Origin of the sequence: Kitasatospora sp. NPDC056731, assembly GCF_040687675.1 — a bacterium.
Classification (GTDB): Bacteria; Actinomycetota; Actinomycetes; order Streptomycetales; family Streptomycetaceae; genus Kitasatospora.
The window spans coordinates 361,521-385,027 of the sequence record NZ_JBFBNR010000002.1 but is presented as its reverse complement, the minus strand read 5'-3'; the positions used below and the strand labels follow the sequence as shown (position 1 = coordinate 385,027).

Here is a 23,507-nt window from a genome sequence, read left to right as displayed (position 1 = left end):
GAGCGTTCGGGCGCCTCGCCGCTGCAGACGGGTGGGGAGCGCTGTCCGGGTCGAACCACTCCCCCGTCGAGCGGATCCCGGTGGTGCCGCTGTCCGGGACGGCGTCCGTCGCTCGTCGGCGCGAGCGGCGAACCGGCGGCCTGGTGGCGTCCGGGTTCTGTCGTCAGTTACCGGGCGGCTGGGGCGGCGCGGATCTCAGCCCGTCCAGGGTGAGGTCGAGAAGGCGTTCGGCCTGCTCACGCTGCTCGGGCTTGGCCGAGGTGAGGGCGATTCCGGCGAGGGCGGCGAACATGTCGGTCGGACGGATGTCGGAGCGGATCGTTCCGGCGGCGGCAGCGGCCTCCATCAGGGAGTTGAGGGCGCCCTGAATCATCTCGTGACTGTCGGCGTAGGGGTTGCTGCCCGAGGCGACGACGGCTCGCAGGGCATCGGCCATGCCGTATTTGGCGGTGGCGTAGTCGATGAAGCGGCGAGTCCACACCCGCAGGGCCTCGGCGGGCGGCATCGTCTCCAGGAGGCCGGCGGCGGCCTCGCACAGCCGGGCCACCTCGTTGCGGTACGCCGCCTCGATCAGCGCCTCTCGGGTCGGGAAGTTGCGGTAGAGCGTGCCCGTTCCCACGCCCGCCTCCCTGGCGATCCGCTCGAAGTGGGCGTCGAGCCCCTCCTCGCTGAACACGCGCACCGCGGCGGCCAGGATCTTGTCCCGGTTGCGCTGCGCGTCGGCCCTCAGCGGGCGCCCTGCCTCTCGGGTCATCGGCGGCTCGTTCCCTCTCTCCGTTGCTCATTCTCCGTTGCTAAGTGGAGGCTCCGCCATTTAGCCTGGGCGAAGTGGCGGAGCCTCCACTTTCACTCTAGGGCATGGTCCGACCTGCCCTGACGCCCCCTCTGCTCCGCACTCCGCACTCCAACTCCGCAATCCGCACTCTGGAAGGACAGGCGAGCATGCCGGGAATCGAAGGCAAGGTCGTGGCGATCACAGGCGCCAGCAGCGGCATCGGCGAGGCGACCGCGCTTCTGCTGGCCGAGCGCGGCGCGAAGGTCATCCTCGGGGCACGCCGTCCGGAACGTCTCGCGGCCCTGGCCGCCCGCATCGAACAGGCCGGTGGCGAGGCCGCCTGGACCCGCACGGACGTGACGCGGCGCGAAGACCTCCCCAACCTCGTCAAGCTGGCATGCGACCGATACGGCAAGCTCGACGTCCTCGTCAGCAACGCCGGGATCGGCCTGATCTCCCCCCTCGACGACCTGCGCGTCGAGGACTGGGAACAGATGATCGACGTCAACCTCAAAGGCGTCCTGTACGGAATCGCCGCGGCCCTCCCCCTCTTCCGGGAACAGGGATTCGGACACTTCGTCAACACCGTGTCCACCGCCGGACTGCGCATCGTCCCGCTCCAGTCCGTGTACGCCGCCACCAAGAACGCCGTGCGCACCGTCTCCGAGGGCCTGCGCCAGGAGGCCGGCCCCAACCTGCGCGTGACCGTCGTCTCACCCGGCGCCGTCCGCACCGACTTCGCGGAGCACATGGACCCGGCAGCGAAGGCCCAGATCGACAAGCTGATGGAGATCGCCCTCCCGCCAGCCGCGGTGGCCCGCGCCATCGCCTTCGCCATCGAACAACCGGACGGTGTCGACGTCGGCGACATCGTCGTTCGCCCCACCGCCCAGGGATAGGCCCCCCGCAACGGGATGAGGTGAGCGGGTGCCCCGCTCCCGGCGAGTACTGGAGAAGCGCCCCGGAGGAGCAGCGGGTTGCCGGGGCGCCACGGTCGACCCGACCGCGGTCGGCCGTCGGCCCGGCTGCGGGAAACGCCGCTACCCGAACCGGGGCAACTGGCCCGGCCGAAGGATGGAGCATGGAATCTCGTCAGTTGCGGTACTTCGTCGCGGTGGCGGAGGAGTTGCACTTCGGTCGCGCGGCCGAGCGGTTGATGATCGTGCAGTCGGCCGTCAGTCAGCAGATCGGCCGGCTGGAGCGTGAGCTGGGCGTCGAGTTGTTCGACCGCTCGGGGCGCCGCGTGCGGCTGAGTGCTGCGGGGGCGGCGTTCCTGCCCGGCGCCCGTGAGGTGTTGGCGGCCGGACAGCGGGCCCCGGACCTGGTCGGCGGCTTCGTCGCCGCGCGGGAGACCGTGCTGCGCGTCGGGACGAACCGGGGAATGGGCGTGCGGTTGGAACGGGTGCTGGAGGTACTGGAGGCGCTGGAGCGAAACGCGCCCGGCACCCGGGCGGAGTTGGCCTCGGCGGCGCCGGAGGAGCGCCTGCGGCGGGTCGCCGACCGGGAGTGGGACGCGGCCTTCGTGCGCGGGGAGGTGGCGGCGCAGCAAGGCGTGCGGCTGATCCCGGTGTGGCGGGAGGAACTCGTGGTCGCCCTGCCGGCCCGCCGGAACAACCCGCCGCTGGTCGACCTGGTCACGGCCGCCTGCCGGGACGCCGGGTTCGAGCCCGTCGGCCGCCGCCGACCCCGACCCCGACCAGGCCGCACAGGAACGCCGGCGCCTGGTCGCCGAGTTGGCCCGACCGGACACGACCGGCCTCGGCGCCCATTTCGCGGACGTGGTGTTCGACCGAGTCCACCCCGACGGGCACGGCCCCGCCTGGCGACCCGTCGCCGACTGACCGCCCCCGTCCCGTGTCCTTCGCCTGGCACGCACGCAACGGCCGCCTGCCCGACATCCCCGAGGGCGGCAGCTCCACCCACCTCCCGAACCTCGGCCGAGCCGTTGGTGCCGCTGGGAACGGGGTGCGTACGGACGGGGGTGTCGCCCCGGGGCGGTGGGCGCGGGTGGCTCGGCCGGGGGTCAGCCGCTGATGAGGGGAAGCGGTGCAGTACCTGCTGGACGTGGACCACGTCGCGGGGGAAGAACTCGGCGACGGTGGTGGCCACGACGTCGCCGGCCCGTGCGAGGCCGTTGGCGATGCGGTTGACCTGGGCACCGGTCAGGTCGTCGGGCACCTGGCCGAGGCCCGCGAGGTCCAGCGCCACGTCGATGTTCCGCTCTCTACGCGGTGTGCTCGCGAATGATTTCGCCGATCTGCTGGGGAAGTCCGGGGGAGAACAGCGTGTGCCCCATACCGGGAATCAGCTGGAATCGGGAGTGAGGGATTTCATCGGCGAGGGCACGGCCATGCGATAGCGGGCGCAGGGGATCTTCCGTGCCGTGCATGACCAGTGTCGGGGCCTTGATCGAGGACAGCGGAGCAAGGCGGTCTTCGGTCATGTGGCGTCCAGCCAGATCGTGGTTGAGGGCCGCACCGTGGTTACCGGTCCGGTCGAAGGAGGCTTCCACGAAGCGGCGAGCGGCAGGCTCGTCGAAGGGAAGGATGTCGCCGTTGAGCACGCGCCACGTCTCCAGGTTCGCTGTGACGTACTCGTCGCGAGTCCCCTGCGGGAGAGCGGCGCGTTGTGCGAGGTGCGTCAGGAAGCGTGCTGCGGGTGGCGGCAGGTCGCTGGGGTCGGGCGCCTGGCCGGCCATGGCGCGCGCCCAGGCCGGGCCCGCGCTGTGGCCCATCGGGCCGGTCATCATCGCGGTCAGAGTCAGTACGCGTTCAGGGCGGTGAACGGCCAGCCATTGGCCGATCGCTCCACCCAGGGACGCCCCGACGATGTGCGCGGCGGCTACTCCGTGGCCGTCGAGCACGGCCGTCGCATCGGCGGCCATGTCCGCCAGCGTGTAGGGGTGGGTGGCGAAGTCCAGACAGGTGGACCGGCCGGTGTCCCGGTGGTCGTAGCGGATGACCTGGCGACCGCTGGCGGCCAGCACATCCACCAGCTCGTCCGGCCATCCGATGCCGGGTGCGGCGGTCCCCATCACCAGGAGGACCGCCGGATCGTTTGAGTTGCCGACTCGTTCGGTCCACAGGCGCAATTCGCCGGATTCGACAATTAATTCAGCAATCGCAGTCATGGGCGCCAACATAGCGAACGAGGTACCAATTTTCCATACCCCCTAATGGATATGAATTTCCATCGCCATTCTGGTAAAATACCGAATAGGTCGCGGGCTTCAGGAAGTGGTCGACCAGGTAGGCCATCCGAGGCTCTCGACCTTCGCTGGCCGCAGGACTACTTCGGGCGGGTCTGGTCCGCAGCGTTCCGCGCCCAAGGACTCGCCCAGTCGACCTGCGAAGAGACGGCCGCATGACGCCGCTCGTCCACGCCCCCGAAGGACAGCGCCCGGGCCGACGACGAGAACTACCGGAACCCCTGTCAGCGGCCCGCGGTTGACTGACGCCATGGATGAAACCACCGACCACCTGCACCGCATCGACGCCCTGCTGATCGGCCCGGCCCCGGACATCGCCCGCCTGCCGGCCGACGGCGACCTCACCACCGCCCACCGCCGCCTCGTTGAGGCGCTGCGCCCGCGTTGGGGGTCGTCGCGCAACCTCGCGACCGGCGGTTTCGTCGACCCGACGCTCGACGTCGACAGCGGGCTGCCGCTGGTAGCCCCGTTCGTCGGGCGTCTGGTCGAGCTGTGCGGGTGGGCGGTGGGCGAGCGCTGGATCGGCTGCGGGATCGTCCGGGACAACGACGGCGGCGCGCCGCACCTGGTCGCGGTGACGGCCCGCCGGGCCGACCCGGCGACGGCCTGCCTGCTCGCCGAGGACGGGGAGGAAGAGGCCGACGTACCGGGTGACCGCTGGGTTCGGCGGCTCGCCGCCGCGACGGGCCGACCGCAGTCGCGGCAGTGGCCCGTCGACTGGTCGTCGGCCGAGGCCAGGCTCGGCACCGCCCTGCCCGCCGACTACCGGCACCTGGCGGAGCACTTCGGCCCTGGCACGTTCGCAGGTTTCCTCGACATCTCCCTGCCCGGCCCCCCGCCCGGCCACGACGACCCGTTCCGGCAGTTCCTGTGCCTCGTCGAGCACGCCCTCCGCCTTGCCGAACTCGCCGCCGACGACCCCGGCATCGCCGACCTCTACCGGCCTCACCAGCTCCACCCGGCTCCGGGCGGGCTCCTGCAGTGGGCCGGCTCCGTCCGGGCCGACCAGTTCTACTGGCTGACGGAGGACGCAGACCCGAACCGGTGGCCGGTCATCGCCCGCAACGAGGACGGCGACAGCTGGGCGCGGTTCGAGGGTTCCACCGCCGAGTTCGTCCACCGGCTCCTCACCGACCACCGGCACCCCTTCTCGGTCGCTGAGCTCATCGACCGCCCCGACTTCGAGCGGTACGAGCCCCACGAGCCCGACAACCCCTTCGACGACCACCGCCTGCCGTAGTAGGGCGGTTGCCAGGTTCGCGATGCGGACAACGGACAGCTCGGTGGACCCGCATAAGGACACCGCCCGTCCGAGCTGCCGGCTGCCCGAGACCTCGGGCCCCTGCGGCCGGCACCAGAGCCGACGGCGGGCCAGGGAACCCTCCCACAGCCGCCCCGGCCGGGGGGAGAGAGGAGAGGTCTCGGGCGTCAGCTGCTTTCCTTCGTGACCGCCTCCGATCCCGAGGCCGGGACGGGCGAATAGTCGGGCACCACTGGGAGGCTGATCACCGGTCGCAGAGGCGGCGCTCACCGACCCCGAAGGCGCCCTTCGCCCCGTGAGACGAAGGCACCGGCAACTCACCGACGCCAGATGAGTGGGCTCCGGTCATCGGCCGGAGCCCACTCATCTGGCAACCGACCCACAGCCCGCGAAAAGGTTGACGGGACCGTGGCCGCGCAGGCCGATCACCTCAGCCAGGGCCTCGACCTCGCAGGCCCGGTCGTAGTCGTCGGGCTGGTCGCTGGGGAGTTGGCGCTGCGGTCCCGCGAGTCGCGGCCGCCGTCGGTGCGGCGGCCGCGACTGCCGGTCACAGGCGGAAGGGGTTGCCGCCCTGTGCGGCGATCACGTACCAGGCGGTCGCCCCGGTGTGGAGGGAGGAGTAGTAGAAGTCGCCCTCCCCGGTGTCCAGGCCGTCGTGCGAGGCGGCGACGATGCCCTTGCCGTCCGTGTTGGCCGCGCCGCTCTGGGCCTTCTGCAGGGTCGCCATCAGGGTCGCCGCCTTCGCGGCGTCGCCGTCCGCGCGGCGGACCTGGTAGGCGGCCAGCAGGTGGGCGGTGCCCTCGAACCAGACGCCGCTGGTGTCCTTGCCGCTGAAGCCCACCCCGCTGTACGGGCCGTCGGTGGCCGCCATCCGCCCGGCCGCCCAGTCGACGGCGGGCGCGTAGGACGGGTCGAGGGTGGCCAGGTAGCTCCAGGTCTGCACGTCCTCCGGCTCGACGTCGTCGTTGGTGGTCACCCCGTCCAGGCCGGTGCCCGTCCACAGGTGGCCGTTGGCGGCCTGCACGGACTTCACGAACCGGAACGCGTTGGTGGAGCGCTGCGCCCAGCCCGCGTCGCCGGTGACGCCGGCGAGCATCGCGAAGAAGGCGCCGGTGTCGATGTTGTGCTCCGTGGCCTTCCAGGTGAGCGGGACCATCGTCTGGCCGGTGCCGTCGTCGTTGCGCAGGCCGCCGGTGTAGCCGCCGGCGCCGCGGGTGTCCGCGGTGTTGTTCTGGATCCAGTTGGCGGCCTTCAACGCCCCGTCCAGGAAGCGCTGTTGGCCGGTCACCCGGTAGAGCCGGGTGAGCGCCATGCCGGCCCAGGCCATGTTCCCGGTGTAGACGGAGAACCCGCCGACGTACGGCTCGCCGGACGGGGTCTTGACGAAGGGGTCCGGCTCGTAGGAGGCGCGGATGCGGCCGTCCGGGGTGATGTCGTGGGCCTGGGCGTACAGCAGGCTGTCGCCGAGCGCCGTGGCGTGGGCGACGTCGTCGGTTCCGCCGCGTTGCAGGAACGCGGTGATGACGAGCGCGTTGTCGTACGTGAAGGAGGCCTGGAAGCCGTCCGGGCCGAACAGCTTCGGGTCCTCGAAGTGCCCGCCCTGGTAGCTGCGGGGCACACGCAGCGTGCTGCCGGTGCCGTGGGCGTCGAGGCGCTGGGCGAGGAAGGAGTAGGCCGCGTCCACGGAGGGCCCGGAGGGCTTCACCGGCGGCTGCTGGGACGGCAGGTGCAGGCTGTCCGCGGGCGGGGAGCCGGGCGTGCTCGGCAGGTCGGCGTCCTCGTCGCCGACCGGCACCAGTTTGAAGAGCTGGTTCTCGTCGTTGTGGTCGCACGGGGCGTTGCCGGGTGTCGCGGTGCTGTTCGGCACGCTCGCACCGGGCCACAGTGCGAGACAGTTCCCGCCCTTGATCTGGAGGTGGAAGTACCAGTGGCCGCCCTCCCAGTCCGACATCTGGAGTCCGACGTCGGCGGACTGGCCGAGGTACTCGTTGGGTGCGGCCAGGTTCCGGAACATCCAGCCGCCGTCCGTCGTCTGGAGGAGTTCCCAGTCGGCTCGCGGGTCACCGGGCCGGGTGCCGACGAGCCGGCCGCTCGGGACGTCGTAGGCCATCGCCGCACCGTTGCCGTCGACCAGTTCGTCGTGCTCGTGCGGCTTGGGGTCGGAGCCCATCGCCACTCCCCCGCCGCCGCTGCCGAAGTCCTCCCAGCTCAGGTGCCCGGTGCTCCAGTCGCGAACGCCGATCTTGGCGCCCAGCATGGGGAGGGCGTCCTCCAGGCCGACGAACATGATGCCGCCCGAGCAGGTGGTCGCCATCGTCTTTCCCGGCGTCTTGCAGCTCCAGGTTCCACCCGTGGTGGCCGAGACGATGCCCAGGGCCGTGATGTTGGGCGGCGCCCCCGGCAGGCCCGGGCCGCCTCCCAGCACGACGGGGCCTCCGCTGTCACCCCTGCGAGCCGCGATGGACGAGTTGTCGGCGGCGGTGAACTGCTTGAGGGCCTTCCACCCGTACATGTAGTGGTGCTCGACGTCGCCGCCCAGGTTGTCGGGGCCCTTGGCGTAGTAGTCGGTCACCTTGGTGGTGACCTGGATGTTGCAGATCTCGCCCGAGCGGGCGCCCTCGTTGCAGATCCAGTTCCCCTCGTGCGCCACCTGCGCGGCGCTCACCCACTTCTTGGTCTGCGAGATGCTGGACTGGTCGGCCGCGCCGCCCGTCCAGATCTGCTGGTCCATCGTGATGTTCGAAGAGGGCTTGATGACGGCCGCGTCGAGGTAGACGGGCCCGCTCTCGTCCTGGCGGACGATGTGGGGCGAGATCCGGGTGCCGATCGCCGGCCCCTGTCCGCCCGTATCGTCCACGCCGTACCGGACGTTGGTCTCGTTGTTCGGCATGAAGCAGTGGTCCGCGGTGAGCATGGCGTCCTCGCCGCGGTAGTTGATCGCGAACGCCGTGCTGCAGAACGGTGCGATGATCTGCGCGCCGCCGGCACTCGGATCGCTCCGGCGCGAGGGTTCGCCGAGGCTGATCGACTCCGTGCCGTTCGCTTCGACCGTCACCGGAACGCTCACGGACGCCACCGCCCGCCGCAGCCGCTGCGCGTCGGCCTCGCCGCCCACCACGGTCGCGGTGAGGCCGCTCCCGTCCTGCGGCATCGCCACGTCGGCGATCCGCACTCCGACGGAATCGGCGATGCGCGTCACCTCGCGCGAGGCGTCCTTCAGGTCCTGCGCGCTGTGCGGCGCCGACTTGACGTCGACACGCACCGGGCTGTGCGCGACGACCGCCCGGACCTCGGGCGCCAGCTCGCCGTGCCAGTAGACCGTGAGGTGCTTGGTCTCGGGGGCGGCGACCACGCCGGCGAGGGCCTGGCTGCCGATCTGACCCGACACCTGTTCCACGGCCGAAGCGGTCTCGTTCATCTTGCCCTGGATGTCCATCAGTTGATGCCAGGACAGGAAGGGTGAAGGGCTCCCGAAGGAGTTCGCCACGGGCGCGATGCCGGGAGCCGCGAGCACTCCCACGACGGCGGTCGCGGTGGCGAAGGCCACGAGCGGCCTTCGCCATCTGCCCCTGCGGCGGGCCGGATCTTCGATGTGGTGGACCAACGGGAACTCCTCGGGGCTCGAAACTGTGGGGCGCCTCGGCGCCCTCTCACCCGTGCCTACGGGCGGGGGTGAACGCGCAGTTCAGAGCAGGTACGCGTCGGCCGAGAACGCTTGCCGGTCCGCGGTTCGGACGCCCGGATGCCACCAGCCGGTTCGCCGCTTGGCCACCGCCGGGCGCTCGGACCGGATCGGCTGCGACGGGACGTCCCCGGAAACCTCGAATTCGCACACCTCATCGCTCCCGGACAGGCAGAGTGGGAACCCGATCCGCCGAACAGCCGACCTGGAGGCTCCCGTGCTCAACCTTTCCCGCGAGGAACTACCGGAACGGCACCAGGAGTTGCTGGACGTTCTGGTGACACGGCATGACCTGGCCACCGAGCGCCGCCGTAACACCTCGTTCGTACTCCTCGACCACGACGGACGTCGCTTCGCCGCCTGTGAGTACGGAGCGCACTGGTACGAGGAAGGCGTGCCGGTGCACCTGGCAGTCGACCTGACCACGGGCAGCCATGTGTCGATCACCGCCTACCGTGCCTCCGCCATGTGGCCGGGAACGTTCTGGTCGTTCTTCGAACCCGGCCGCGTCCCCTCCGACGACCCGGTGCGGGCCTGGCTGGCGACCCCGGCGGCCGCCCCCGGGCCGCGCCCGAGCGTCGCCGTGGCGTGGCCGGACCAACTCGAACGGTTCTGCGCTGCGGAGCTGGTCCGCACCGACCAACCCGAACTGCTCGCACAGGCCGAGCTGGTCGCGGACCCGGAACTTCCCGAGGACCAGACCACACTGGTACGACGGCACTCGGCGGCGGCACTGCCGTACGCCGTGCTGTTCCGCCACGAGGACGCGCTGAGCGTCGTCAACAAGCTGATCGGCAGCGGCCGGGGCTGTCCGCTCCCCGAACTCTGACAGCGGCGCGCCCTGTCGATGGGTGCGCACCCGCCCCCTCCAGGGCGTCACCTCGCTGCCGCAGGTCCCGCACCAGGTACGGCAAGACACCCGAAGGGCACCTCGCAGACCTTCACCTCCGCGCCCCGATGATCCGGCAGCGGCGGACCGCCGTACGACGGTCTCGACGCAGGGTCATCCGGCGGTAGTGTCGAAGCAGTGCGCCTCTGACGCGAGAACCCGCCCCGGGCCCGGGGCGGGTTCTCGCGTCAGAGCGGGTGCGTCACCCAGGGGCTACCAGTCGGTGCCGATGTTGGTGCGGTTGCCGAAGGTGCCCTGGCCGGTGCCGGGGTAGAAGTACATGTCGCCGGTGGATCCTTGCGGAGCCTGGACGGCAGCGATGTCGGTCTTGCCATCGGCGTTGAAGTCGCCACCGATGAGGTCGCGCATGATGTTCCAGCCGGTACCGGCGTTGATCGGGGCTGCGAAGGAGCCGGCGCCGTTGCCCGGATAGATGTACAGATTCCCGTCAGCGATGCCGACCGCGGCGATGTCCGACTTCCCGTCACCGTTGAAGTCACCGCTCGCGAATTTACCCACGGTGTTCCAGCCGGTACCGGCGTTGATCGGCGCTGCGAAGGAACCGGCGCCGTTACCCGGATAGACGTACAGATTCCCGTCAGCAGTACCGACCGCGGCGATATCCGACTTCCCGTCACCGTTGAAGTCACCGCCGATAAGGTGGTCCAGGTTGTTCCAGCCGGTGCCCGCCAACCACGGCGTGCCGAACGCGCCGGCGCCATTGCCCGGATAGACGTACAGATTCCCGTTGGCGGTGTTCACCGCGGCGAGGTCGACCTTCCCATCGCCGTTGAAGTCACCCGGCGTCACATTGCGCACCGTGTCCCAACCGGTACCGATCAGGCTCCGCTCACCGAACGTACCGACACCGGTACCCGGGTACAGATACATCTTCCCCGTCGCCGCGTCCACCGCCGCCAGATCGGTCTTCCCGTCACCATTGAAGTCAGCCGACGCAAAACCCGTCATCCCCACCGGAGTCGCCGGCGGAGGCGTGGTGTTGTCCTCAACGACCTTGTTGAGACGGAGGGCCACGTAGCTGCTCGCCGGGTAGCTCGAGATGTTTCCGGTGTAGACGTTCCCGTTCCCATAGGTCACGTCGGTCCTCGGGTTCGACTGGTGGATGTAGGTGAAGTCCCCGGTCGCCTGGTTGTTCCACCTCACGAAGAGCACGACGTGGTCGCTGATGTTGTCCAGCGCGTCGCCGGGGCGGAGTTCGCTCTTGTTGATGCGCGTGCTCAGCGATCGGCTGTCGAGGGTATTGGTGGTCGGCGAGCCGAGCCCGGTGGCCGACAGGTGCCAAGCCATCGAGATGAACCCTGAACAGTCGGTGCGGTAGGTGTGGCCGTCGCCGTCCCCGTACGTCGCGCCCTGGTTGTACTGGACGTTCTGGGCGTCCCAGTACTGGGCGCGCTGCAGGATCTCGGATCGGTTGACGGGGCCTCCGAGGGAGGAGCCGGCCTGGGCGGGCGGCGCGGTCAGGCCCACGGCGGCCAGGGCGGCGATTAACGGAACGAGAACGGACGCGCGGCGGAAACGGCTGTTCTTGGGCATGGCTGTCTACCTCGATCTGGTCAATGGTGTGTGTCGGCTGCTGGGTTGGGGGGGGCGGCTACCAGCCGGTGCCGATGTTGGTGCGGTTGCCGAAGGTGCTCTGGCCGGTGCCAGGGTAGAAGTACATGTCGCCGGTGGATCCTTGCGGAGCCTGGACGGCAGCGATGTCCGACTTCCCGTCGGCGTTGAAGTCGCCACCGATGAGGTCGCGCATGATGTTCCAGCCGGTACCGGCATTGATCGGGGCTGCGAAGGAACCGGCGCCGTTACCCGGATAGATGTACAGATTCCCGTCAGCAGTGCCGACCGCGGCGATATCCGACTTCCCGTCACCGTTGAAGTCACCGCTCGCGAATTTACCCACGGTGTTCCAGCCGGTACCGGCGTTGATCGGCGCTGCGAAGGAACCGGCGCCGTTACCCGGATAGACGTACAGATTCCCGTCAGCAGTACCGACCGCGGCGATATCCGACTTCCCGTCACCGTTGAAGTCACCACCGATAAGGTGGTCCAGGTTGTTCCAGCCGGTGCCCGCCAACCACGGCGTGCCGAACGCGCCGGCGCCATTGCCCGGATAGACGTACAGATTCCCGTTGGCGGTGTTCACCGCGGCGAGGTCGACCTTCCCATCGCCGTTGAAGTCACCCGGCGTCACATTGCTGACCGTGTCCCAACCGGTACCGATCAGACTCCGCTCACCGAACGTACCGACACCGGTACCCGGGTACAGGTACATCTTCCCCGTCGCCGCATCCACCGCCGCCAGATCGGTCTTCCCGTCACCATTGAAGTCAGCCGACGCAAAACCCGTCATCCCCACCGGAATAGCGGGGCTCTGGCCGATGGCGTTGACGATCTTCTGCGCGTCGGCCGCCTGAACCTGGTAGAGGCTGGGATAGGCCGACTGCTGGACGCCTTGGCAGACCTCGCCGATCGACTTGCTCTGCCACGTGTTGTTCGGATACGTCGAGAGCATCGCACTGATGAACTTGCGGGTCGTCGTCGCCGGGTCGAGCCGCTGCGCGGTGGTGCCCCACGAGGCCCGCTGCTGGAACAGGCCGACACTGTCGTGGTCCTCCATGTTCGGGTTGTTCCGCAGGGTGGATTCCACAATCGCCGTGGTGATCGCGATGACCTCGGCCTGCTGCGGTAAGCCGTTGGCCCGCACGGTGTTGACGATGGCCCGGGCGCAGGACATCCGGTACGCGTTCATCGCGTTCCGCAGGCTTCCGGTGAGCTGTTGGTTCAGTTGGGCGGCGGCGGTGGTGTCGGCGGAGGTGACCGTGCCGCAGGACACATCGGGCAGGGTCGCGTGCGCGGGGCTCGTCGCAACCATCATCCCGCCGGCCAGGACCCCACTCACCGCGAGAAGTTGCAGGGCGTTGCGCACAGTCCTCTTCATGGTGAAACGTTTCCTTCGTTCGCAGGTCGGATGTGTCGTCGCCAGAGATCTGGGCCACGACAGGTCTCAAGGGCACTGAGGGAATTCGCCTTCGACCGTGCGCCGGACAGGGCATGGACAAGCCCGGCGCGCAACACGTGAGAGCAGAGTGAGAACGCCCCGGTTCGGCGACGGCCCCGGTTCGGCGACCGCCCCGGCCGCGCGGCGCCATCGCGGCGACGGGCGCGGCGCCCGGGCCGGTGACGTGCGGGTGGGCCCGAAGTGGGCTGCTACTGCCGGCCCATGGTGTCGGTGCTCACCAGGGGCGGCATCGGAAGCGGGGTGGCGGTGACGAGCGGGGTGACGAGGGCGGCGACCGCGGCGGCCTTCGCGATGCGGGTGCGGATTATGACAGGGCTCCTTCGGGACACACGCGCAACAGGGAGTGGTCCGGATCCGGTGCGTCCCGCGGTGACGCTGCCCCGGTTCCTCATTCGGCTGCTTGTCGCTGCCGTTGGGTACGATCCTGCCCGCCGGCCAGTGGCCCAACTAGGGGTCCGTGCTGGCCTGAACCGGCCTTGGCCCAAGCCGTCCACCGCGGTCGGATGCGGACGCCCAGCGCCCCGGGCCGACGCATACGACTGCAGGGCGATCGACGTTCCGGAATGCGGTCGGTGACGGTTCGGAAGGTGGCCCTGAACGTGGTGGCCATGGCCGACGGCTACCGCGAATCGTCCGAGGCGTGGACCGGACTCGCGATGGTGTTCAAGCTGGTCGAGTCCACCCAGGCCCGGTGGCGCGCCGTCAACGGCGCCCACCTGGTCGCGCTCGTCCGCGCCGGTGCTCGCTTCGAACGCGGCCTGCTCGTCGAACGTGCCGAGGCCCTCGCAGCCTGATCAGGGGCTGCGAGGGCCGGGCGGGAGGTTACACGGTGGTGGGGCTGCTGGTCCCGGCGCGCAGGGCTGCGATGAGCCAGGCGAACACGGGCGCAAGGCTCGGCGGGACGGGCCATGCGTTGATCACGGCAAGGAGGTGCCAGTAGCGTTCCGCCCGAGGGTCGTTGGCCGTCTCCAGACGCGTCAGCAACCACTCGCGCAGCTCGCCGTCGTCCGCACGGTTGAAAACTTGGGCATAGCGGGCGGTCAGGTCACCGACGATGGGCACAGCCTCGGCGGAGGCCGGGGCGATGCCGGCGTCGAGGGCGTCGCCGACCCGGTCGCGGACGGCTTCGGTGAGCTCCTGGTGCAGGCCGGTGGTGTCGCCCTGGGCGCGCTCGTTCGCCTGGTGCTGGGCCATCCGTCGCACGGAGGCGCGGAAGTCCGGGTCCTGGGTGAGTTCGGCGAGTTCGACCCAGGCGTCGACTTGCTCGGGCTCGGGGTCGTCGGGCAGTTCGGGCATGGCCGAGCGCATCAGGGCCACGAAGTCGGGGTTGGCTTCGAGACCGCCGAAGGCGTCGTCGATGAAGTCGTTGACGAGGCGTCGGCGTTCGTCGTCGGAGAGCTTCGCGAGTTTGTGCATGAGGTCCATCTCCTTGGGAGTAGAGCCCCGTTTGGCCACCGCCCGCAGTACCGCGCGTCGCAGCCGGAGGGTGCGGATCTGCACCTCCAGTGCGTCGGCGTGGGCCGCCGCGACCGCGGACACCGAGACCTCCCGGTCCAGCACCTGCCGAATGACGGCAAGTTCCAGGCCCAGGTCGCGAAGAGTGCGCACCAGATCCAGGCGTGCGAGCGCAGTGAGGTCGTAGAGCCGGTAGCCAGCCGGGCTTCGGTCAGTCGACGGCACGATCCCGATGTCGGAGTAGAACCGTATGGTCTTGACCGTCAGTCCGGTCCTACGGGCCAAAGCCCCGATCGTGAAAAGTCCGTCGCCGTCCATGCCCCCACCCTCACGTCTCCCCCTGGTGGAGACTCAAGTCATCTTCCCTCCACCCACCACCCACCACCCCACGGGACCGTTCAGCGGGCGTCGGTCTCGTCGATCAGATGCTGGAGCTCGTCGAAGATCGGGACGCCTCGACGGACCGGTCGGTTCACCCGCTCCGGCCGGGTTCTCCGTTCGTGTCATGTCATGTCACGTCGCGTCGTGACACGTCGCGTCGTGCACGGGAGCTGCCGTGCCGGGCGAAGGGCTCGGGCGGGCGGGCGGTTTCTGGCGCTCCGGGCCCCGCCCGAGCCGTTCGGGGTCAACGGCCGGCGGTCTCCGGCTCCAGCACGAAGACGGGGATCACCCGGTCCGTCTTCGTCTGGTACGCGGCGTAGTCCGGCCAGACCTCGACCGCGCGGGACCACCACAGCTCCCGCTCCGCACCCTCGACCTCACGGGCCGTCATGTCCTGGCGTACGGAGCCGTCCTGGAGCTCGACCTGCGGGTGCGCGACCAGGTTGTGGTACCAGGTGGAGTTCTTGGGCGCGCCGCCCTGCGAGGCCACCAGGGCGTAGGCCCCTTCGTGTTCCACCCGCATCAGCGGGTTCTTGCGGATCTTGCCGCTCTTGGCCCCCAGGCTGGTGAGGACGACCACCGGCACGCCCCGGAGCGTCGTGCCCTCGGTGCCCCCGGAGCCCTCGTACAGCGCGACCTGGTCGCTGACCCACTTCTCCGGGCTCGGTTGGTATTCGCCGCTAAGAGGCATGCTGTTCCCGTCCCACTCGATGAGGACCGGCGGCGGCCGACCTGGTGCCGTCCGCCCCGAGGCCCTCGCTCCGTTCGGCCGCCTCCATGATTCACCACGAGGCCGCGGCCCGGTAGGAGGCGGCGCGACGGCGGGGCGTACCGCCGCGGACCGGGCCGGTGGTGACCAGCGGTCAACGGTGTGGCTGCGGCTCCGGCGGCGGCTGCGGCGGCCGGTTCGGGGCCCGATCGCGAACTGCCCGGCGCTGAGGGTCCGGACCAGGTCCGGACCCTCAGCGGATGCCAGGTCAGGGGCAGGTGACGTTGAAGGTGACCTCGTGGGTGGCGGCCACGTTGCTGCCCCAGTTTCCGAGGATGTCCTTCATCTGGACGCCGTAGTAGGACCACAGCTTCCAGGTGCCGTTCTGGCAGGGGTGGGTGCTGCCGTTGCTCGCGGCGCTGTTCTTGCCGGAGGCGCCGGGGAAGACCGCGTCCTTGGTCTTGGTGCCGTCCGGGAAGGTGATCTCGTAGGAGCTGGGCTCCCAGATGCGGCAGCCGTTCGGCGGGTCGGCCCAGCCGATGATCTTCCACCAGCCGCACTCGGTCCACAGCGTCGGGTAGATCCCCCCGTCCCCGCTGTCGTAGAGGCACAGCCAGCTCTTCATCCGGCGGTCCTCGTTGCCGTTGTAGTCGACCCATTCACCGCAGTGCGGCTCGGCGACCGTACGCGTGGACGGGGCGGCCTGGCGTGGCGCGGGGGCGGCGGGGGCGGCGGCGGCAGTTGTGGCGGTGAGGGCGAGCGCGCCGAGGGCGGCGAGGGCCGCAGCGCCCGCGCGCAGCCGGCGGGCGGGCCGAGGAGGAGAAGTGATCATGGAGGCATGATGTCGCCGTCCGGGCCCTCCGATGCCGGTGGCCTCGGAGGTTTCACCCGAACGAGATGGGGTGGGACGGGTTTTCAAGATGCCGCCTTGACCCTTCAGGTGCCGCCCTCGCGGGGTGGATGCCGGCCGCGCGTTCAGCTCGCGCGGACACCCGGCGCGGCCCTCCTGAGGTTGGGGCGGGCCGGGTCAGGTGGCGGGCGGTGGCGCGCCTCCGCCGTCGTCGAGGAGGGCCAGGCGGGCGATGACGTCGTCGGCCAGCTTCGCGAGCAGGCGGCCCAGGTCCCCGCGGTCCTGGTCCGACCAGTGCGCTATCGCGTCCGTGAACCAGCCGATCATGGACGTCGCGTAGGCGTTCGCCGTCCTCGTTCCTTCAGCGGTCGCCTCGATGAGGCTGGCACGCCGGTCGTGCGGATCGCCGACGCGATGGACGAGGCCGCGCCGCTCCAGCGCCTGGACCTGTCGCGTGACGTGCGGGCCGACCACCTGCATCCGTTCGGCGATCTCCCCGATGCGCAGCGGCCGGTCCGCCATGTGCAGGGTCATGAGCGCGCTCAGCGCGGGGCGTTCCAGGGCGAGTCCCGCCGCCTCGGCCGCCCGTTCGGCCAGGCGGCCGCGGGTCATGGCGTTGCTCAGCTGGGCCAGCCGGGGCAGGGCCGCCCAGACGGCTGCCGCCTGCTCGTCCGCGCCGGGGTCGTCCGGCGAGTCCGCGGTCATCGGACCACCACCTCCACTTGAATACCTAACTTAGGTATCTATATCCTGGGGCTGTGCCCGCTCTCCGCGGGTGCACTGTGCCGTCCATAAAGATACCTAAGGTACGCATCTTCGGTGTGACCGCCAGGAGGCGACCGCCGGGCTGCGCCGCCAGGAGGAGAGCACACCGTGAACAACCACTCCGCGAACCGCAAGGTCCTCATCTCGGGCGCGAGCATCGCCGGCCCGGCCCTCGCCTACTGGCTCGACCGCTACGGCTTCGACGTCACCGTCGTCGAGCGGGCGTCAGCCGTACGGGGCGGCGGGTACGCCATCGACATCCGCGGCGCCGCCCGCGAGGTCGTCGACCGCATGGGGCTGCTCCCGCAGCTGCGCGAGGCCCACGTGGACACGCGCAAGCTCTCGTTCGTGGACGCGGACGGGGCGCTCATCGGCTCCGTCACCCCCGAGGCCGTCACCGGAGGCGCCGCAGGCCTGGACCTGGAAGTACGGCGCGGCGACCTGGCGAGCACCCTCCACGCCCCGCTCCGCGACCGGGTCGAGTTCCTCTTCGGCGACTCCATCGCCGCCCTGGACGACCGGGCGGACGGCGTCGACGTCACCTTCGACAGCGGCGCCCACCGCACCTTCGACCTGGTGATCGGCACCGACGGGCTGCACTCCAACACCCGCGGGCTGGTCTTCGGCCCCGAGGACGCGTTCCACCGCTACCTCGGCCACGTCTTCGCCGGTTTCACCCTCGCGAACGACCTGGGCCTCGCCCACGAAGGGATCATCTGGAACACGCCAGGCCGAGCGGCCGTCCTCTACGCCCACGAACCCGCCGACCGCGTACACGGGTTCCTCGTCCTCAAGCGGGAGGACGCCCCCGTCGACGCCTTCCGGGACCCGCAGGCGCAGCGCGAACTCGTCGCCGCCGCCTTCCCCGAGCGCAGCTGGCACCTCCCGCGCCTGGTGGACGCGCTGCGCGAGGCCGACGACCTGTTCTTCGACGTCGTCAGCCAGATCCACATGCCCACCTGGTCCCGTGGCCGCGTCGCCCTCGCCGGTGACGCGGCCCACGCGACCTCGTTCCTGTCCGGCCAGGGCTCCAGCGTCTCGCTCGTCGGCGCCTACCTCCTGGCCGGGGAACTGGCCGGCCACACCGACCACGCGGCCGCCTTCGCGGCCTACGAGCGCAAGGCGCGCCCCTTCGTGGAGCGGAACCAGGCGCTGGCCGGCTCCGGCGGCACCACCCTCATCCCCGGCACCCAGGACATGCTCGACACCCGCAACGCGGCCCTGCGCAACCCCACCAACCCGGCGGGAACGGGGGGACGTGCCGCCCACAGCGACGTGATCCTGCCGGACTACGACCACGCCGGATGACGGCCCGCCCGCGTGCCGGGCTCAGCGAGTCGGACGGTTCCGCGCTGCCCAGCGGCCACACCTGCTGAGGGATGCGACGGGTTGCTGGTCCTGGCTTCGCGCACGTAGTGGTGGTCCAACGCGGTGCTGACGCGGCGCTAGAGAGTCACCCCTTGCAGGGACAGCACGATGCCCGCGCCGATGCCGCCCATCCCCAGGGCGACGGCCGCACTCCACCACCCGCCCTGGCCCCACCGGAACGGGCGGTCCAGCGCCAGGCGTCCGGGGCCGATGGCGGAGACCGCGATCGCGATCAGCGCCAGGCACAGCGGGTACTCCATGCCGCCCTTGTCGGCCCACAGGCCGCCGCGCGAGCTGACGGACATCGCGTTGATCATCACCCCGATCACGGCGGCGGCGGCCAGCGGGGTGAACAGCCCGAGGGCGAGGCCCAGGCCGCCGCACAGCTCGGAGGCTCCTCCCAGCGTGGCGAAGAGGACGCCGGGCCGGTAGCCCAGGGCCTCGAAGCCCTTACCGGTGGCATGCAGACCGGCGCCACCGAACACACCGAAGAGTTTCTGGGCACCGTGGCCGGCCAGCAGCAGGCCGGCCAGCCGGAGCACCAGCAGGCCGACATCGGCGGCGGACACCGGCGGCGGATGCGTGGAGGTCGGAGCGGCACTGCGGACGGAGGTCCGCAGCCGCTCGGCGGTCAGTTTCATGGCGAAGGTCTCCTCCCGCGCGCCGCAACCGCCGCGAGCAGGATCGCCTCTCCCGAGACGAGGCGTCGACGCGCAGATCAGATCGGCCGGGCGCGACTCGCGCCGCCGTCGACCAAGTCCAGGAACAGCCGGACCGACACCGCCTCACCGGAGGCATCCGCGTGTCTCACCGATAACCCTCCGAGAAGGGAAGCCGTGATCCAGCACTCTCCGTATCCACTCTACGCGGCAGCAACCGGCGGCAGGATTCCTCGTAGCGGCCGATACGGAGCTCAGCGGAGATCGGCGGAGCTCAGCGCAGCTCAGCGGCTGCCGCGCGGAGTTCGTCGAACGCGGCGCGCGTATGGGGCGTCAGCCCGCCGGGGTCCTCGTCGTGGCTGGGGTCGGTCCACCGGGCGTAGCCGAGCCTGAACGCGAGGACGCCGAGTTCGGCGGCCACCTGCGCCGTGGGTTCCGCGACGTTCCGTCGCTTCAGCGCGTCGACCATCGCCGTGGCCATGCCGATGCACTTCAGCACGTTGCGCGCCTGCAACTCCGCGTTCGCCTCGATCGCCGCGTGCAGCAGCGGGCTGAGCTCGCGGTTGAACGACGTCATCTCGCCCGATGCGCGCTCGAGTCCGGCCGCGACGGCCGTCATCGGCGTCGCGTCCGCGGGGGCGCCGTCGATGCCCTCGGCCAGCAGGCGGCTGAGCGCCGTCTGTCCCATGGTGAGGATCTCGCGCTTGTCCGTGAAGTGGCGGAAGAAGGTGCTCCGCGTGAGCCCTGCCCGCTCGGTGATCTGAGCGACGGTCGTTTCGTCGTAGCCCTGCTCGGCGAACAGGCCTAGCGCAGCCACGACCAGGCGCTGTCGGGCATCGGGTTTCCATCGCGGCATGTTGCCAGTCTAGATGACGGGACAAGTGTCGCATCGCGTCGTACAGTGATGGGACAACAGTCGCATCACTCCTCGGAGCTCACCATGCGCGTCTTCATCACCGGCGGCACAGGCCTGATCGGCTCTGCCGTCGTCGCCGAACTGCTCGCCGCAGGCCACCTGGTCACCGCCCTCGCCCGATCCGACGCCTCCGCGGCCAGCGCGAAAACCGCCGGCGCCGACGTGCTCCGCGGCGGGCTCGCCGACCTCGACGTGCTGCGGGCCGGCGCGGAACAGGCGGACGGCGTCATCCACCTCGCCTTCAGCAACGACTTCAGCTCGCCCGACGCACTCGCGCGAGGGATCGCCGAGGAGAGCGCCGCACTCGCCGCCCTCGGCGACACCCTCGTCGGCACGAACAGGCCGCTCGTCACCGCGTCCGGCACGCCCCTCGTGGCGGGACGCGCCTCGACCGAGGAGGACCCGCTGCCGCTGGACGGCCCCGTCAGCGGACGCAGCCTGTCGGTGAACCGCACACTCGCACTCGCCTCACGCGGCGTGCGCAGCTCGGCGGTACGGCTGCCGCGCACGGTCCACAACCAGGGCCAGGGCGGGTTCGCCGGGCTGCTCACCGGCATCGCCCGCAGCACCGGCGTCGTCGGCTACCCCGGAGACGGCGCGCAGCGCTGGCCCGCCGTCCACGCGCTCGACGCCGCCGTCCTGTTCCGGCTCGCCCTGGAGAAGGCCCCGGCCGGAAGCGCGTGGCACGCCGTCGCCGACGAAGGCGACGCGGTACGCGACATCGCCGCGGTCATCGGACGGCGGCTCGGCCTTCCGGTCGAGCCGGTGCCGCAGGAGAGCTTCGGTCCCCTCGGCCCGGTCTTCGCGGCCGACCAGCCCGCCTCCAGCGTTCACACCCGCACCGCCCTCGGCTGGAAGCCGACGCACCCGGGCCTGCTCGCGGACCTGGAGAACATCGAAGCCTGAGCCGCCTGCCTGCCTGTCTGCCTGTCTGCCTGCCGGACAGACGGACCGGCGGCCGCCAGGGAACCCGGCCCCGCTCGCCCGCCGAGCGGGGCCCGGGCCTGCGGCGAACGGTGCTCTGCGACGGGCGGCGCTCAGCCGCGCAGCTCGGGCCAGCCGTCCGCGTTCGAGCAGGACTCGTAGTCGTAGCGGGTGAGGCGGTCCCACTCCGTCCCGGTCACGAGCTCGAACGCCTCCTCGTGCACGTAGAGCAGCGGTTCACACTGTCGCGCGGTGTACGGAGCGAACCGTTCGGGATCGTGGAACATGCTCTCGTACACGTCGCGGCCCGCAGCCACGACCGCAGCTCGCGCGTACAGGAAGTGGTCGCTCGACTGAGGGAACGGCGAGCCGTCGGGCAACACCGCCCCGGTGATCGGCAGCGTCCCGAACTGCTCCTGGTCCAGGCGGTGCAGCGCCTCGGCGAGACGTTCACCGAAGCCGATGATCTGGCCCAGCGGTTCGCACGCGAGAACTTCGGTCAGGCGGACGCAGGCGGTTTCGAGCTGCTCGCACGTCTCGGTACCGGCCCCACCCCCGAGGACCTCGATCAACTGCCAGAACTGCTCCCACGTCATCACCGGCAGGTCGAGGCCGAGACCGAGGTCGACGTCGCTTCCCGCGGACGGTCCGGCGCTGTCCGCCTCACGTCCGCCCTGCCCGTCCGCGTCCTCGAACGGCTCGCCACTCCACCGGAACCAAGCCCTGTCGTCCTGGATGTGCAGCAGGAACTCGGCGACCGGCCCCGAGGGCGAGAGCATCGACACGGTGCTCGTGATCTCGTCGTACGCGTCGTCGAAGGCCTCCCAGTCCTCCGCCTCGGACAGCGCGAGCGAACGGACGAAGAGCCGCTGGACGGCGGGGAACGCCGTTCCCGGCACGAAGCGCCCGTGGAGCCACGGGAAGTCCGCCTCCTCGACCACGATCTCGCCCACCAGTTCGTCCCCGCGCAGCAGACGCCAGACCCCGCCCTCAAAACCCATCGCACACAGCCCTTTGCCACCCGTTGCCGGCCTCTTCTGCCCGGCAGAATGCCAGCCGGCACTGACAGACGACGGGGCGAGGCACGCCCCCCGTGGCGCGGGTCGGTGACGGCCGGATCGGGTGAGTACGCCGACCGTCACGCGGGGCGGGCGGCCGCCGAGATCTGGCCGACCAGGACGGCGAAGGGCATGTCGAGGGCGGCGTAGAGGTCGCCGGCCTCGGAGGCGGCGTTGTCGGCCAGGGCCTCGACCATGAGGGTGGCGTAGTCGGAGACGGTGACGCCCGCCTGCTGCATGCGCAGCAGTCCCGCCTCGCGCTTGGCCTGGCTGAAGGTGCCGGAGGCGTCCACGGCGACGTACGCGTGGTGCCCGGCGGCCGTCGCGGCGATCGCGGGCAGCGCCGCGCACACCTCCAGTGACACTCCGGCGAAGATCAGCTTCTGCCGCCCGGTGGCCTCGATGGCTTCGCGGACCCGGGCGTCGTGCCAGGCGTTGACCGTGCCGCGGTCGATGATCCGCTGTCCGGCCGGCAGGGCCTGGACCAGTTCCGGGGTGGTCGGCCCCCACATGCTGTCGGCCGCGGTGGTGGTGACGACCAGGGGGATGCCGAGCACGGTCGCCGCGCGCGCCAGCGCCACCACGTTGTGCTTCAGCTCGCCGAGCGGAATGTCCCGGACGCCGGACAGCAGGCCCACCTGGTGGTCGACCAGGACCACGGCGGCGTTCTCCCGGGTGACCGGCTCCAGGAACTTGCTGTGCTCGCTCATCGTGTGCTCCTTCGGGTTGAACCACGGCTCCGTTGGCGGCCAGTAGTCACTAATCTTGATAGTCAAGATTAGTGACTACTTCGACGCTATACCCCTGCCCCCCGGGGCGCAAGCACTGGTCAGGGCGGGGCGCCGGAACGCCTGGGGCGCCGCCCGAGCCCACCGGGCGGGCGACTAAAGTTGCTGGTCACAGGGCGGAACGTGGGGCGGGCCCAAAAACGGCGGAAGCGGGAGAGGCGTTGAGCGGACACCAGGCGGCGGAACCGGACCTCGGCGTGCTCGCCGCCCGGGTGCTCTTCTCCGTCCAGCACGAGCTGTTCACCGTGCTCGCCGAACAGGGCTTCGACGACATCCAGCCCCGCGCCGGCGCCGTACTCGCCTACCTGCGCACCGACGGCATCCGGGCCAGCGAACTCGCCCGCGCCTCCGGACAGCACAAGCAGGTCATCGGGACCCTCGTCGACGACCTCGAACGCCTGGGTTACGTCGAACGCAGACCCGACCCCGCGGACCGCCGCGCCAAACTGATCCACCCCACCGAACGAGGCCTGCTCCAGATGGCGGCGGCCACCGCCATCATGCGCTCGATCGAGGAGCGCCACGCGAAGGCCCTGGGCGCGCGGGAGTACGCCGCCTTCAAGGCCGCCCTCCACCACGTGGCCGATCTCCAACGCGAGACCCGGCGCGAAGACTAGGGGGCTCTCTTTCGGATCACGTCGGATCAGCGCGCGGCGTCGGAGTGCGTGCATCGCAAGGCGGAGGAGGGAGTCCATGCGGTGGGGGCACCTCCCGGCCGGAGGCTGGGGGCCATCGGCGACCGACGACAACGCGGCGAGGTGCGTGCTCCGGCGTCGCGCGCC

20 protein-coding genes and 2 pseudogenes are annotated in these 23,507 nt (G+C 70.6%); 9 read left to right on the top strand and 13 right to left on the bottom strand.

Annotated elements, in window-relative coordinates; genetic code table 11:
• Positions 1–163: 163 nt before the first annotated feature.
• On the bottom strand, positions 164–754 hold the full coding sequence (locus AB0R04_RS03935; RefSeq protein WP_363367935.1) for a helix-turn-helix domain-containing protein: 591 nt from the start codon (positions 752–754) through the stop codon (positions 164–166).
• 188 nt (positions 755–942) lie between these two features.
• On the opposite strand from AB0R04_RS03935, the gene AB0R04_RS03930 reads away from it, so the two are divergent.
• From AB0R04_RS03930 to AB0R04_RS03920, 3 genes and pseudogenes are all read left to right on the top strand, one after another.
• Positions 943–1,674 carry an SDR family oxidoreductase gene (locus AB0R04_RS03930; protein WP_363367933.1) on the top strand — a complete coding sequence of 244 codons (732 nt, stop codon included), beginning with the start codon at positions 943–945 and terminating at the stop codon, positions 1,672–1,674.
• 182 nt (positions 1,675–1,856) lie between these two features.
• Positions 1,857–1,979 (top strand): annotated as a pseudogene (locus AB0R04_RS03925) (LysR family transcriptional regulator); the annotation flags it as partial.
• 842 nt (positions 1,980–2,821) lie between these two features.
• Positions 2,822–3,022 carry a hypothetical protein gene (locus AB0R04_RS03920; RefSeq protein ID WP_363368028.1) on the top strand — a complete coding sequence of 67 codons (201 nt, stop codon included), beginning with the start codon at positions 2,822–2,824 and terminating at the stop codon, positions 3,020–3,022.
• On the opposite strand, the gene AB0R04_RS03915 is transcribed toward AB0R04_RS03920, so the two are convergent.
• Entirely contained in the window at positions 3,000–3,905 is a 906-nt protein-coding gene (locus AB0R04_RS03915; protein ID WP_363367931.1) for an alpha/beta fold hydrolase, read from the bottom strand. The two genes, AB0R04_RS03920 and AB0R04_RS03915, sit on opposite strands and share 23 nt — an antisense overlap.
• A gap of 328 nt (positions 3,906–4,233) precedes the next feature.
• Here AB0R04_RS03915 and AB0R04_RS03910 point away from each other — a divergent pair, with 328 nt between their 5' ends.
• The gene (locus AB0R04_RS03910; RefSeq protein ID WP_363367929.1) at positions 4,234–5,223 is read left to right on the top strand and encodes a hypothetical protein; all 990 of its coding nucleotides are present in this window, start codon (positions 4,234–4,236) and stop codon (positions 5,221–5,223) included.
• 568 nt (positions 5,224–5,791) lie between these two features.
• On the opposite strand, the gene AB0R04_RS03905 is transcribed toward AB0R04_RS03910, so the two are convergent.
• Entirely contained in the window at positions 5,792–8,791 is a 3,000-nt protein-coding gene (locus tag AB0R04_RS03905) for a trypsin-like serine protease (protein WP_363367927.1), read from the bottom strand.
• Between the two features lie 352 nt (positions 8,792–9,143).
• Between AB0R04_RS03905 and AB0R04_RS03900 the strand changes: the two genes are divergently transcribed.
• On the top strand, positions 9,144–9,755 hold the full coding sequence (locus AB0R04_RS03900; protein WP_363367925.1) for a hypothetical protein: 612 nt from the start codon (positions 9,144–9,146) through the stop codon (positions 9,753–9,755).
• Positions 9,756–10,028: 273 nt separating this feature from the next.
• Here the strand turns inward: AB0R04_RS03900 and AB0R04_RS03895 are convergent, their stop codons facing one another.
• Both AB0R04_RS03895 and AB0R04_RS03890 read right to left on the bottom strand, forming a co-directional pair.
• Positions 10,029–11,369: a VCBS repeat-containing protein gene (locus AB0R04_RS03895; RefSeq protein ID WP_363367923.1), complete on the bottom strand. Its 1,341-nt coding sequence runs from the start codon at positions 11,367–11,369 to the stop codon at positions 10,029–10,031.
• 58 nt (positions 11,370–11,427) lie between these two features.
• Positions 11,428–12,771 (bottom strand): VCBS repeat-containing protein, encoded by a 1,344-nt coding sequence (locus AB0R04_RS03890; RefSeq protein ID WP_363367921.1) that lies wholly within the window; start codon positions 12,769–12,771, stop codon positions 11,428–11,430.
• A 728-nt stretch (positions 12,772–13,499) separates the two neighbouring features.
• Here AB0R04_RS03890 and AB0R04_RS03885 point away from each other — a divergent pair.
• Positions 13,500–13,646 (top strand): annotated as a pseudogene (locus AB0R04_RS03885) (IS256 family transposase); the annotation flags it as partial.
• Between the two features lie 28 nt (positions 13,647–13,674).
• Here AB0R04_RS03885 and AB0R04_RS03880 read toward each other — a convergent pair.
• The 4 genes from AB0R04_RS03880 to AB0R04_RS03865 form a co-directional block, all read right to left on the bottom strand.
• Positions 13,675–14,625, bottom strand: a complete 951-nt coding sequence (locus tag AB0R04_RS03880) for a MerR family transcriptional regulator (protein ID WP_363367919.1) — start codon at positions 14,623–14,625, stop codon at positions 13,675–13,677.
• Positions 14,626–14,932: 307 nt separating this feature from the next.
• On the bottom strand, positions 14,933–15,379 hold the full coding sequence (locus AB0R04_RS03875) for a nitroreductase family deazaflavin-dependent oxidoreductase (RefSeq protein WP_363367917.1): 447 nt from the start codon (positions 15,377–15,379) through the stop codon (positions 14,933–14,935).
• A gap of 286 nt (positions 15,380–15,665) precedes the next feature.
• A complete protein-coding gene (locus tag AB0R04_RS03870) occupies positions 15,666–16,229 on the bottom strand; it encodes a hypothetical protein (protein ID WP_363367915.1) in 564 nt (187 codons plus the stop codon).
• A gap of 195 nt (positions 16,230–16,424) precedes the next feature.
• On the bottom strand, positions 16,425–16,952 hold the full coding sequence (locus AB0R04_RS03865) for a MarR family transcriptional regulator (protein WP_363367913.1): 528 nt from the start codon (positions 16,950–16,952) through the stop codon (positions 16,425–16,427).
• Between the two features lie 168 nt (positions 16,953–17,120).
• Between AB0R04_RS03865 and AB0R04_RS03860 the strand changes: the two genes are divergently transcribed.
• On the top strand, positions 17,121–18,320 hold the full coding sequence (locus tag AB0R04_RS03860) for an FAD-dependent monooxygenase (RefSeq protein ID WP_363367911.1): 1,200 nt from the start codon (positions 17,121–17,123) through the stop codon (positions 18,318–18,320).
• Positions 18,321–18,457: 137 nt separating this feature from the next.
• On the opposite strand, the gene AB0R04_RS03855 is transcribed toward AB0R04_RS03860, so the two are convergent.
• The gene (locus AB0R04_RS03855; protein WP_363367909.1) at positions 18,458–19,021 is read right to left on the bottom strand and encodes a DoxX family protein; all 564 of its coding nucleotides are present in this window, start codon (positions 19,019–19,021) and stop codon (positions 18,458–18,460) included.
• 292 nt (positions 19,022–19,313) lie between these two features.
• Entirely contained in the window at positions 19,314–19,895 is a 582-nt protein-coding gene (locus tag AB0R04_RS03850) for a helix-turn-helix domain-containing protein (RefSeq protein ID WP_363367907.1), read from the bottom strand.
• Between the two features lie 84 nt (positions 19,896–19,979).
• Here AB0R04_RS03850 and AB0R04_RS03845 point away from each other — a divergent pair, with 84 nt between their 5' ends.
• A complete protein-coding gene (locus AB0R04_RS03845; RefSeq protein ID WP_363367905.1) occupies positions 19,980–20,861 on the top strand; it encodes an SDR family oxidoreductase in 882 nt (293 codons plus the stop codon).
• Between the two features lie 131 nt (positions 20,862–20,992).
• Here the strand turns inward: AB0R04_RS03845 and AB0R04_RS03840 are convergent, their stop codons facing one another.
• Positions 20,993–21,880, bottom strand: a complete 888-nt coding sequence (locus tag AB0R04_RS03840; RefSeq protein WP_363367903.1) for a DUF4240 domain-containing protein — start codon at positions 21,878–21,880, stop codon at positions 20,993–20,995.
• Between the two features lie 137 nt (positions 21,881–22,017).
• Positions 22,018–22,647, bottom strand: a complete 630-nt coding sequence (locus AB0R04_RS03835; RefSeq protein ID WP_363367901.1) for an isochorismatase family protein — start codon at positions 22,645–22,647, stop codon at positions 22,018–22,020.
• 239 nt (positions 22,648–22,886) lie between these two features.
• Between AB0R04_RS03835 and AB0R04_RS03830 the strand changes: the two genes are divergently transcribed.
• On the top strand, positions 22,887–23,342 hold the full coding sequence (locus tag AB0R04_RS03830; protein WP_363367899.1) for a MarR family transcriptional regulator: 456 nt from the start codon (positions 22,887–22,889) through the stop codon (positions 23,340–23,342).
• Positions 23,343–23,507 lie beyond the last annotated feature (165 nt).